The sequence below is a fragment of the Methanolacinia paynteri genome, from assembly GCF_000784355.1.
Taxonomy (GTDB): domain Archaea; phylum Halobacteriota; class Methanomicrobia; order Methanomicrobiales; family Methanomicrobiaceae; genus Methanolacinia; species Methanolacinia paynteri.
Genome location: NZ_KN360944.1, coordinates 5580 through 16569 on the forward strand (window position 1 = coordinate 5580; position 10990 = coordinate 16569).

A 10990-nucleotide genomic window follows, 5' to 3' on the forward strand; every position below is an offset into this window, starting at 1 on the left:
GCAGGTGGAGATCTTAATGTGACAATCCCGTTTCAGGTCATAGCACAATCCAGTTCAGTCGGCTTAAAGCCGATGGGAATTGAAATTCGGGTCGACCCGCTCGATGAAACATCATTTGCAGGAAGAGTGTCTGTTGATGCAATAGAAAAATACAACAACGATGCTTCACACCTCCCCGATCCTGACGGAGGGGATAATCTTGAACCAAGCGATCTGTACCATTTCCCTTATAATGACGGATATAGCGAAGACAGGTACTTGGTACTGTCTGAAGCTGCACTTGCCGTAGATGATACAAATGTTCCTTATGAATCGGCTTACCAGACGATGGAATATGTCAATGATGTAATGAGATATAACAACGATTCATCGCACCTGGAATACATATTTTCTGATCTATATATGATCAACAATTCTGTCAATGACAAATATGAAGGAGTGTGTGATGAATATTCCACGCTGTATACTTCCTTTACCCGTGCAGTGGGGATTCCCACGCGATTCATGGCCTTTTCAATGATAATGCAGGATGGTAATATTACCGGTCATGCTATAGCTGAATCATGGGACGGAAGTACATGGGTTCATTCAGATCCAACATTATATAGATTTGACAATCCACAGATTTATATAAATGACAACAATAGTCATATAAATATTACCATCTATGATGATGCAGATGACTCCTATTACACCCAGGATCCACAGGACCCGACAGGAGACGGCATACTCAGGTTTGAAGATTTCAGAACACTCACCCATCTCGGAGAAGTTCCGAGATATAATTAACCTTTTTTTATGTCGAGAGAAAGAAAAATAATGGTAACTGGGCTATTTATTTTTGCACTTCTCGTCGGTCATGCAAATGCAGTGCCCAATCCCCTTCCCGGGGAAGGAAATCAGATCGGAATACTATACATGATCCATCCTAATGCAAAAGACAATGAAGTCATCACCTCATTTTTAGCAGAACACCCCGATATCAGCTGGCGTGAAAGTGTCTATAATGAAACATTTGATTATATCTATATCACTCCTTTGAACGATTGCCGCGAGAAGCTTGTATATATAAATCAAAGAAAAGTTGACGAACGCAGCGGACCGTCGATTGTATCTGTCAGGATTATCGGTTGCGACGAGATTCTTCCACTTGATCCCTTATTCCAGTTCCCGGAGGTCTTTGAGAATTACTCGTCGCTATCCGGGGACCAGGACCTTATGGACTACATAGAAGAAAATATCCCGGGCCGTTGTGCGGAGGTGGAAAAAAGTGATTCGGAGACTGATGTTTATTTCATCGACGATGCAGGAACTTTTACCGAGTACATCGTAACGATAAGAAAGGACCTGTTCACGGACAATGTCGCCTATAGTACTTTCATATCAGAGGAGTATTTCACGATTGACAAATCCGAAGCACAGGCCGAAGCTCTCGGACAACGCCCGGGCTGGAACCTCACCGGGGAAACGATCCTGAAGATCGACGACGATGTTTTTGCCTGGGAGATCCCGGTGTCAAACGGATCGGGGGAAGATACGATAGTTATCCCCGCAGAGCTTCGCGAGGGATATTCTGTCATGAAAACCGAACCGAAGGGGATGCCGGGATTCGACCTGACTGCAACCATCCTCGGTATCGGTGCGGTTCTGGTTGTCATAGCCCGGAGACGAAATTAGATATATACAGATTTTGTTAAAACCGATGCAAGCCCGGATGAGAGTTTCAAATTTCCCGGAAAAAGATCTCCACAGCAAAAAAATTATTTCATACAAAATTTTCCGGCAGAATTATTTATGCGTGACTCAAAGGATTTTATCGTAGCAAATATCTTCCTGAATACGGGGGTTAAATCCGAAATGAGTAACTTTGAAAATATCCTTAGGTCGATTCCCGGTTATATCCTCGATCCCGCCGGGACATATGAAAAAAAAAGAAACACGAATTCCTACCGGTCAATAGTAATACTCCTGATTCTTGATGCGATTGTCGCCCTCCTTTCAGGTCTTTCATTTATAATCTATGAGATTTTTAGCGGTTATTCTACCGGTCCGCAATTATTACTGCCAACTATGGTATTACATATCCTGGTAAACTTTATCATTATAATCCTGGTAATCGTGGCTATAATTCATTTTGCCTCCAGATATGAGAACAGGGATGTAAAATTTGTCGACTCCTTCAAAATTTCAATTGTAAGTTATACATATTATATCGTAGTAATCGCGATATTCAACCTGATAAAGGTATTATATACAGCCGGTACGGGCTATAATCCCGGCAGCCAGATATATTTTGCCGATTATCTGGCTCTCATTCTTGCACTGTTGGTTTTTATCCGGGTCTCTGCCGAAGGAATAAAGACATTGCACGGTCTTTCAGGATTGAAATCATACGTAATTGCAATAATCTCAATTGCAGCGGCGAAGATTATCGTATATCTCGCCTCCTCCCCGATTGGGGACTTCTGTTTATTCGTGGGATTGTGAAGACGGAAGGCCGGATCACCTAAACGCAGGTAGCAGTCGTTTCGGCCTCACCCTGCTCTTTCCATAACGCCCGGTTCTGTTAATCGATCTTTATTTCGGCAGAATTATTTATGCCGGATTCAAAGAATTTAATCATAGCATTTATCTTTTAAAATAAGGGGGGTCATGTTCGATATGATTAATTTTGAAAATGTCCTGAGGTCTGTTCCCGGTTATATCCTGGATCCTGCCGGGACATATGAAAAAAACAGAGATGAGGGTTACTCCTATGCAATAGCAACACTTGTAATTCCTTATGCTGCCATCTTTATTCTTTCGGGTCTTTTAATGGCAATAAATGATATCTTCACCGGGAGACCAATTTATTACGCTCAATTCCTTTTTCAGAGCATGGGAATATATAGCCTGGTAATCTATTCCATCCAGATCCCGGTTATCGTGTTTGTAATTCATTGCGCCTCAAAACTAGAGAACAGGAATGCAAAATTTATTGATTCCTTCAAAATTTCACTCACAGGTTATACATTTTATATTTTTTTAATCGGGGTATATACCCTGATAAATTCATTATTGATTATATTTGATATGAATACTATTACCTTAAGCCTCTTCATAGGTTATCCTTTTTTTATTCTTATGTTGCTTCTTTTTGTCCGGGTTTCGGCCGAAGGGATAAAGGTATTGCACGGTCTTTCCGGACTGAAATCATATGCAATTGCAATAATCGCTGCTTCGACAGCATATTTTATCATATATCTCGGTAATTCCTGGATTATGGCCATCTTTCAATTCATAAATTTTTGAAGACAGGGTGCAGGATTTCCTGAAAACGGTGCCTACCGTTTCCATGATACGATATATTATTCAGATTGGAGGACATGAGAATGACAGAAAACAAAGCCAAATGGATGATCCCGGTTTTACTGCTGGCATTCGCTCTTATTCTCGGAGCAGCCTGTACCGGACTTCTGTCTCATCTGCCTAATCCGGTGAATACCCAAACAGGCTCACAGGAAGATACAGTGCTTCCTGTGATGCAGGGACAGTTCGATTCACTGGTTCTTGATACAAAACTTCCCACATCCCCTGGAGTTATGGCTGTCTATAAAATCAGGTCGATTGATCTGGTCCGGGATGGAGATGAAACAAAAGCCTTCTCGATCAAAAACAGCATCCCTTCTGCAACTGAAGCACCCGCTCTTGCAGAGAAGGCTCTTGAGAAATACGGAGGACTACCGGAAGATGCACAACTTGTTGATGCGGTTCCCCGATACCTGAATAAATACAACCTTACAACTGAATCGATCGAAGAACAACATCCAATCGGAACACAGGTAAGGTATATCCAGATCCTCAATGAACTTCCGGTTATTGGTGCTTCGATCAACATGAACCTCGGAGAAAACGGCGAGATTATAGACATCTTAAAAGCATGGCCGGAATATGAACAAACAGGAGAAGTGGAAATTATCCCGGCTGATAAGGCATACGAAAAACTCAGAAACTCCGAAACCACTGACAGATTGCAGAGCAGCCTTCCAAAAGGAACTAAAATAACTGAAATTACCCTGGGATACAAGCTGTACAATCCATGGAAACAGGATAGCGAACCATACTTAAAACCGGTATGGATATTCTATGCGATTACAACGTTTGATCCCGAACCCTTCCCGCTGATGGTAGATGCAACTGCCTGAATCTCCTCCCACACAGCCGACAGATTCTTTTCCCCCCCATTGCCGGAGATTCCAGAATGATTCCATCACAAAATCCGTGGTGCTTTTCAGGATAAATGAGATAGCGCATTAGAAAAAATCAGCAACTATTTTTAATATTTTTCTGAAATTTTCCCAAAATTTTAGTTATATTAAATCTCAAAAAAATAGCACCCATCAATAAAGTAATTTTTTCATTTTTTTTTAAGCATTGTTCAAGAGCATGGTGAAAATCATTATTATATGGTTACACCATATTTTCAACCGGGGGCGGAGGAGGAGTGATCCTTCATAAAACCCCTTTTCAAAAAAAACCAAAGTATCGGTTAAGTAAAGGACCTGGCCTCAGGGCTCCGATTACCACATCAAACCCTGTTGCCTGGTCTTTCATTTGCCGACTAAACCGGCATCATCTATGTCAGCATTATTGCAGATTAAGGTTTGCATGCCGGTAAAAACTGAAACAAGGTAAAAAAATGAAAACAAAATACGGTATGCGGGCCTTGGGTCTGCTATTGGTAGTGGCACTCGCCGGTGCGATCTTCGTTCCGGGTGTTAGTGCTTATCAGGCTGATTCGTATGGATTTGATACTGATGAACCAAGTCCATTGGACACGAGACCTACAGCCAACTATGTAAAAAACAAATTATCATCAATGGGTTACAGTCCATCTGACCGACATTATGATGAAAGGGCCATAGACGGCTATAATGAACTGGAGGATACAGATGTATTTTTCTTTAGTGGACATTCATCACCTGGAAGGCTCCAGTTTGGAGAGAATGCCGGAGGTCGTTTAACATTTATTTTTGCAGACGGTACTTTATTACCAAGAATCAGTGAAATGTCACAGAGTCAGTTATCCAATCTAAAATTGGCAGTTTATCTTGGATGTTATTCGGCTACAACTGATCATAATCTTGGAAACCTTGTCGAAGAAACAAGTGACAAAGGTGCAGATTGTGTAATTGGTTTTGAGCAGACTGTAAATTCCATAGCTGCCGACTACTGGGCGAGAGAATTTTTTGACGCCTTGGACGATGGACAGAACATAGGAAACGCTTTTGACATAGCTTGGTGGGCTGAATATCTTGAATATGGCGACGACGGAGGATTGTCCCATAAAACAATTGAAGGAGACGATAATCAAGTCATAGATTTATATTAAGGTGAGAGAAGATGAACAGAATTTTGAAATGTATGGTAGTATTAATATTGCTGAGTTCTATGGCAACCCTGTGCTATGCCCAATCGCAAAGCAGTGCATACCAGGATGTAGGAATAGCTGAAGCAGAAGAAAGTTTGAGAACTTTTTTATCTTCAATTGATAATGAACGATCCGGTGCTGATATCAGGATCACATCCCAGGGAGATTTCGCTACATCTGCGGGTGATTACTACGAATTTGAAACAGATGAAGGAAATTTCAAGGTTTATAAAAAAACCGGAGAGGTTGAATCGGCTTGGTTTTACCAGGATCAAACAAATTCCGGCAAAAGCGACCTGTCCAAAGACGAGAGCCTGAAACTCGCCAAAGAATTTGCACAGGAACACTATCCGGCATTTGATAACCTGAACATGGTATTAATCGATTCGGAAAAATCTGAAGGAAATAACGGAAGAGCGAGATATCTCTTCAAATGGTATGAAGTTGAAAATCCCCTCTTCGACACTGAAGTCTATACTTCCAATTATGTAATTATTGCCGTAGAAGGTGGAGAAATTGCAGGATACATCGGTGTTGAAAGAGAGACTGAAGTTTCGCTCAATCCTGAAATAAGCGAAAGCGAAGCAATGGAAAAGGCAGTATCTGCAATCAGTCTTCCTGCAGATCCCGACGGGAATTATGAATACGATAATAAACTATGCATCAGCTATTTCGACGGAAAACAAAACCTTGCATGGTATATCAACATAGATAACGGAATGGATTCCTGGGGATATGCCAGTGGAGGACAGGCTGTAATCGATGCACACAATGGAGATGTTCTTTTAAAGAATCCTTATATGTAGAGGCAGAATTGATGAAGAAAAAAATTACCCTTTTTTTATCGTTCCTGATAACGATTGCTATCGTATTTATTATTTTAATAACCATAATCCCCGGAAATAGTGTTCCAGAAGATAATGATCAATATTTCAGCAACAGCCCTGTTCTTTCAAACAATACAAATGCCAAGTGCTATGGAGGATATCCATGGGTAGAAGAGGAAGTATATGGAAGGGATGTAAGCGCCCCGACAATTCATGCCGACAAGATACTAAATGAGATAGGATACTCGTCAGATTATTATCTTGAATCAGATTCGGACCTTATGCTGACAAATATGTCTAATTCATCCGTGATTTATTATATCGGACACGGCTGCCCCTCTGCCTTATGCTTTGATTCATCTTCATGTGTCACTTGTGACGATGTTTCCGGGATGGATGAAAACGAATTGAGCGAACTGGACATGGCGGTTTATATCTCATTCGGCTCAGCTTCCGACAGCAGATTCGGAAATATCGCATATGAAACATACCGGAAAGGTGCGAAATCCGTTCTGGGGTTTGATTCCGTATTGTTGATGGAAAACTCGAAACAATGGTCGGACTACTTTATGGACGGCCTTATGGAAAATCTCACCGTCAGGAACTCTGCCGATAGTGCATTATGGGACGAAATGCTTTACTATGGCGGAGATTCCGGAAATATTGAATCCGTTAAGATATATGGATCAGAAAACATCAGAATAAAACGAAACTCAATTTAATTTCGTCTGGATTAAAATTTTTGACAAAAGACATCATTTTTTGAATACGGTAAACAATTCCCTGAAAAAATCATCGTGCGGAGCGAAAGTAATCCGGAAAACAAACCGCGATACGAAAGTGTTTCCGGAAAAAATCGCCGATTGTCGAGTAAAGCAAATATAGAAGACTGCCGTAATCATACCTGTGCCAAAAAGAATCCCGATTTGCCAGAATCCTTATAATCTATGCACGGAAGACTGCCCGTTTCGCCAGACATGCACCATCAGCAGGGTGCCCATGCTGATACATTCGGTTGTGATACATTACAGGCTGGGCAGAATTTACGGAGATGATTACATAAACGAACTCATGATAATGCGGTGCGAATCCATCGATTCCGCCTGCCATCCGGAGGGGATCGATTTAAAGGAAAAATTGCGGCCCAGGATAAGAATGGAGGCATTATAATATGTGCCCCCCGGATACAGACCCGGAAAACGTTTTCCTTCGCGAGAAGAACGGCAATCTATACTATGTCGTCCGCAGCGGGAAGGGAAACGGCAGAAAAGAATCATGGTACAGGATAAAAGATTCCGAGAAAGATCTTATCGAACAGATCCTGGAAGGAAAGAAACAGATCCTCGATGAGATCGTCGAGTTCCCCTGCATGAATCCCGATTGCAGGAACAAAATAAAGATGACCAGGGTGCAGCTGGAGGAGTTCTTCATAAGCTACAAGAAAAAATACGACATGGTCGTCTTCCCCTGCTGCTCGAAAGAATGCCGTGACAAGCTTCTAGAAAAGCACGGCGGCGAACTGATCTGCCGGGATGACAAACGGTGACATAACCGAAAACCTCCCCGGCCTGCCACAAAAATCCGGATTTCCTATGAAAATCACATGTGATTTACATGAAACAGTGCATGAAACCCGTGTTTCATGAACGTTTTTCCGCAAACCTGACTTCCCTTTTTTATATTCTAATACAATTCAAATGCATGGGAGACATTGATTCCGATATTGCCGTCATAAAAAACGATATTGCACATATCAAAGACGGAGTCGAAGAGATAAAAAACAACTGCCAGAAAAGGGATGAAGACTGCGACTGCAGGTTTACAGAACTGTACAATTCCAGGGCAGACCATTCTTTGAAGATAAAAGAGATCGAAGGCCAGCTCTCATTTCATAACAAGATCCTCGCCGGATTCGGGGCGTTAGGTCTGGCCCTGGTAACGATCTGCGGCGATATTGCCACATGGTTCAGGGGTGTATAATGATACCTTCGGATGTAAAAGAGGCGATCTTTGGGAGTATCCCGGATCATCTGGACACGATCAACGTCTGCGTCGGATATGCCGACCGCTGCGACGTGGCCCTCGAACTGCAATCATATCCTGTCGTCGCAACCGTCAGGTATTCGGGGGATAAAACAGATAAAAGCCGCACACCGGTAAACCATATACTCGACGTCCAAAAGGAAAATGGCGAGATCACCTACACGATGGGAGAATACCGGCAGGACACGGTCTCACTCGCAGTCTATGCCGTCGATTCCGGAGAAATCCCGGCGGGCGATCTGCTGGACGATTATATGCAGCTGTTGCAGGCGTGGGCGTTAAAAGATCTTCCGGACATAGTAGAGATCGCCGAAAGAAAAGAGATGTCCGATATCTCCGAATCCGGTGACGCGCTGACAAGAAATTTCGATGTTGTCATACGAACGGCCCTCACCTATGAAAGGGTCGATCCGGCAGCGGCATCGATAGAAACCGACTTTTCTTTATAAACTCTTTTTTCATTCTCTTTTTGTATGCCAGATATTCGTGATGCAATCAAGATCACATCTATGGTCAGTACAGCCGCATCTGTAACCCAGTGGGGCGTGCCGGCCATAATTGGTGAAAGTTCAGCAACAGAGAAAAACACCCCGAAAAAATTCACCAGTCTCGAACTCGTGAAGACCGAGCACGGTGAAGACTCCGATGTCTACAAAGGGGCGTATGCGATGCATAAGCAGGGAGTGAAAACGATATACACCGTTTCAGTCAATGCTGCAACGCCGGGAACACCCACCGCAAGCGAGGTCGAAAGTGCTCTTAACACCTTACTGACTTACGTCGCGGCGGGAGAGATCGATGCCGCAGTACTGGCGGGGATTACCGCTTCCGGTCTGCTCGAAAAACTCCAGGCCTTCGCCGATGAAGCAAGGATCATCTTCGTTGCAACACACGCGGAAGACGAGACTCTTGCAAACATACTCTCGGCCGCCGGATCGCTCGAGAGCGTGAACGGGTTCTTTGTCGCGTACAAGTCTGTTGAATCGGACGACGTGGCATGTGCGGTTATGGGAGCGATCATGGCCCGCAGGCCGTTCTATACTCTCACGTGGCTGGAAGTCGATGTCGATGTCGACGATTATTACAGCCCCTCGGATCTCGCGAGCCTCGAGGACGGACGCGTAAATGCAATTATACAGTACAGCGACGACAACCGGCTGAGCAACGGCATGAGCCTGAACGGCACGGTTCCGTTCATCGATACGACAAGGACCCAGTATTACATCGAGACTCTCATTGCAAAGGCAATTGCGGAAGAGAGACTGAATGCATCCCAGGTCGCATACACGCGGAAAGGCTTCGAGGTAATCAGGAGCTGGATCGTGGCCCCCCTTGAAGAGTTGGTACGCGGGAACCTGATCGACTCGTATTCGGTTACAATGCCCAAAATGGATGATATAACAACCGAAGACCAGGCAAACCGTAAGATTACTGGCGTAAAGATCGAGGTGCAGACAATAGGAGACGTCCAGGCTTTCGAGATAAGCCTCAACATTAAGGTGTGATAAAAATGGCGACAAAATTCGACGTGGATGACATATCCTGCAGTTTCAACGGAACCGAAGTGACCGGCCTGAAGTCTTTCAAGCCTGAAAACTACCAGAAGGAGACAACCTTCATCTCGGGAATACACGGACCGACCGGACACCAGCACAAGTACAGGGAGCCCAAAGCCACCCTTACGGTCTCGCCGGATTCAAACATTATCGAGATGGCCGACGGACTTGCAGAATCTAAAGACACATTCTCGATCGTGTTCCAGACTCCTTTTAAGGTCTACAACTGTATCGACTGCGTCATCGATTCGATCGACGACGGGGAGCAGAACGAAGAGGCACAGGACGTAACAATTACGTGCGTTCCCCTCAAGATCGAAGTCCAGAAGGTCAGGTAATGATCGATAAATCCAAATTTTTTTACAACGAGGACGAGGATAATTTAGAATTCGAATTCGAGGGCGACACCTTTACGTGCAGAAAGATTACGGGCCTCGAGCTTACGAGATGTCTCGACAAAAGGGATGTTTCGACAATGTACAGGAACCTGATTCTCAAATGCATGGTTGAACCGTCGTTTTCGGCAAAAGAGATCGAAAGACTGTCCGCAAAATACTTCATGGGCCTCGGTTCCAGGATCCTCCAGGAGCACGGAGCTGATATCGAGGATTTTCTCAATACGGGGAAGACTTCCTGAACTCGTGGGAAGCGGAAGTCAGACTGGATCTCGAACTTTATCTTCTTGCAAAGGAGCTCCGGACCGACGTAGAGGTTGTCCGGCGATGGCCCTACGAAAAGCAGATGAAATGGCTCATCGCCCTGGGACTGATCGTCGAAAACCAGAGAAAAGCCGTCCGGGACGCATCGAAGCACAAAAAAGACGACGGTGAGATCTACATCCTTGAAGACGACAGGATGGTATATTATTCCTGATTACCTTATGCAGATCCGAATTCACCGGAACAAAATCCTTTTTTGATTTTTTCGCGGTTTAAAATTGTTTTTTGATCTTCTCTGTTTTATACGAGTAAATAATTTCGAGATAACATACATCCTCACATACTTTCAGATATAATTCAGGCAACCCCGGCATCGGCGGCAGAGCCGCCGAACGGCCCCTGCCCAGGGGCCTTGCCATAAGATAATCTTCCCATTGCACGCCCGGGGACCGGCGAGGGTCCCCCGGGCTGTTGAATTCAGTCTTCCCCGGTATA

15 protein-coding genes are annotated in these 10990 nt (G+C 44.0%); 14 read left to right on the forward strand and 1 reads right to left on the reverse strand.

What is annotated here, in order from left to right:
• The 3 genes from METPAY_RS13735 to METPAY_RS13745 form a co-directional block, all read left to right on the forward strand.
• A partial coding sequence (locus tag METPAY_RS13735) for a transglutaminase-like domain-containing protein (RefSeq protein WP_048153147.1) occupies nt 1-789 on the forward strand: 789 nt, incomplete at its 5' end.
• Between the two features lie 30 nt (nt 790-819).
• Entirely contained in the window at nt 820-1677 is an 858-nt protein-coding gene (locus tag METPAY_RS13740) for a hypothetical protein (RefSeq protein ID WP_157199102.1), read from the forward strand.
• 117 nt (nt 1678-1794) lie between these two features.
• Nucleotides 1795-2487: a YIP1 family protein gene (locus tag METPAY_RS13745; RefSeq protein WP_048153134.1), complete on the forward strand. Its 693-nt coding sequence runs from the start codon at nt 1795-1797 to the stop codon at nt 2485-2487.
• A 617-nt stretch (nt 2488-3104) separates the two neighbouring features.
• Here METPAY_RS13745 and METPAY_RS15665 read toward each other — a convergent pair.
• Entirely contained in the window at nt 3105-3239 is a 135-nt protein-coding gene (locus METPAY_RS15665) for a hypothetical protein (RefSeq protein ID WP_281174114.1), read from the reverse strand.
• Nucleotides 3240-3371: 132 nt separating this feature from the next.
• On the opposite strand from METPAY_RS15665, the gene METPAY_RS13755 reads away from it, so the two are divergent.
• From METPAY_RS13755 to METPAY_RS15670, 11 genes are all read left to right on the forward strand, one after another.
• On the forward strand, nt 3372-4184 hold the full coding sequence (locus tag METPAY_RS13755; protein WP_169743682.1) for a two-component system regulatory protein YycI: 813 nt from the start codon (nt 3372-3374) through the stop codon (nt 4182-4184).
• 494 nt (nt 4185-4678) lie between these two features.
• Nucleotides 4679-5371, forward strand: coding sequence for a C25 family cysteine peptidase (locus tag METPAY_RS13760; RefSeq protein WP_048153137.1), 693 nt, complete (start codon nt 4679-4681; stop codon nt 5369-5371).
• Nucleotides 5372-5382: 11 nt separating this feature from the next.
• Entirely contained in the window at nt 5383-6216 is an 834-nt protein-coding gene (locus METPAY_RS13765; protein ID WP_048153138.1) for a hypothetical protein, read from the forward strand.
• Nucleotides 6217-6227: 11 nt separating this feature from the next.
• Nucleotides 6228-6959, forward strand: a complete 732-nt coding sequence (locus tag METPAY_RS13770; protein WP_048153139.1) for a hypothetical protein — start codon at nt 6228-6230, stop codon at nt 6957-6959.
• Nucleotides 6960-7408: 449 nt separating this feature from the next.
• Entirely contained in the window at nt 7409-7783 is a 375-nt protein-coding gene (locus METPAY_RS13775; RefSeq protein WP_048153140.1) for a hypothetical protein, read from the forward strand.
• Nucleotides 7784-7938: 155 nt separating this feature from the next.
• A complete protein-coding gene (locus METPAY_RS13780; RefSeq protein WP_157199104.1) occupies nt 7939-8217 on the forward strand; it encodes a hypothetical protein in 279 nt (92 codons plus the stop codon).
• A complete protein-coding gene (locus METPAY_RS13785; protein ID WP_048153142.1) occupies nt 8217-8729 on the forward strand; it encodes a hypothetical protein in 513 nt (170 codons plus the stop codon). Before METPAY_RS13780 ends, METPAY_RS13785 begins: the two co-directional genes overlap by 1 nt.
• A gap of 24 nt (nt 8730-8753) precedes the next feature.
• Nucleotides 8754-9785, forward strand: coding sequence for a hypothetical protein (locus tag METPAY_RS13790; RefSeq protein WP_157199105.1), 1032 nt, complete (start codon nt 8754-8756; stop codon nt 9783-9785).
• A gap of 5 nt (nt 9786-9790) precedes the next feature.
• A complete protein-coding gene (locus tag METPAY_RS13795) occupies nt 9791-10174 on the forward strand; it encodes a hypothetical protein (protein WP_048153144.1) in 384 nt (127 codons plus the stop codon).
• Complete coding sequence (locus tag METPAY_RS13800) at nt 10174-10473, forward strand: hypothetical protein (protein ID WP_048153145.1); 300 nt, start codon at nt 10174-10176, stop codon at nt 10471-10473. The genes METPAY_RS13795 and METPAY_RS13800 overlap by 1 nt, the downstream gene beginning before the upstream one ends.
• A 104-nt stretch (nt 10474-10577) precedes the next feature.
• Nucleotides 10578-10709 (forward strand): hypothetical protein, encoded by a 132-nt coding sequence (locus tag METPAY_RS15670; RefSeq protein ID WP_281174115.1) that lies wholly within the window; start codon nt 10578-10580, stop codon nt 10707-10709.
• Nucleotides 10710-10990 lie beyond the last annotated feature (281 nt).

Bases quoted from the DNA above. Each gene is read 5' to 3' on its own strand.
- METPAY_RS13740 (WP_157199102.1), top strand. From the start codon at position 820: ATGGTAACTGGGCTATTTATTTTTGCACTTCTCGTCGGTCATGCAAAT.
- METPAY_RS13745 (WP_048153134.1), top strand. From the start codon at position 1,795: ATGCGTGACTCAAAGGATTTTATCGTAGCAAATATCTTCCTGAATACG.
- METPAY_RS15665 (WP_281174114.1), bottom strand. From the start codon at position 3,239: ATGATAAAATATGCTGTCGAAGCAGCGATTATTGCAATTGCATATGAT.
- METPAY_RS13755 (WP_169743682.1), top strand. From the start codon at position 3,372: ATGACAGAAAACAAAGCCAAATGGATGATCCCGGTTTTACTGCTGGCA.
- METPAY_RS13760 (WP_048153137.1), top strand. From the start codon at position 4,679: ATGAAAACAAAATACGGTATGCGGGCCTTGGGTCTGCTATTGGTAGTG.
- METPAY_RS13765 (WP_048153138.1), top strand. From the start codon at position 5,383: ATGAACAGAATTTTGAAATGTATGGTAGTATTAATATTGCTGAGTTCT.
- METPAY_RS13770 (WP_048153139.1), top strand. From the start codon at position 6,228: ATGAAGAAAAAAATTACCCTTTTTTTATCGTTCCTGATAACGATTGCT.
- METPAY_RS13775 (WP_048153140.1), top strand. From the start codon at position 7,409: ATGTGCCCCCCGGATACAGACCCGGAAAACGTTTTCCTTCGCGAGAAG.
- METPAY_RS13780 (WP_157199104.1), top strand. From the start codon at position 7,939: ATGGGAGACATTGATTCCGATATTGCCGTCATAAAAAACGATATTGCA.
- METPAY_RS13785 (WP_048153142.1), top strand. From the start codon at position 8,217: ATGATACCTTCGGATGTAAAAGAGGCGATCTTTGGGAGTATCCCGGAT.
- METPAY_RS13790 (WP_157199105.1), top strand. From the start codon at position 8,754: ATGCCAGATATTCGTGATGCAATCAAGATCACATCTATGGTCAGTACA.
- METPAY_RS13795 (WP_048153144.1), top strand. From the start codon at position 9,791: ATGGCGACAAAATTCGACGTGGATGACATATCCTGCAGTTTCAACGGA.
- METPAY_RS13800 (WP_048153145.1), top strand. From the start codon at position 10,174: ATGATCGATAAATCCAAATTTTTTTACAACGAGGACGAGGATAATTTA.
- METPAY_RS15670 (WP_281174115.1), top strand. From the start codon at position 10,578: ATGAAATGGCTCATCGCCCTGGGACTGATCGTCGAAAACCAGAGAAAA.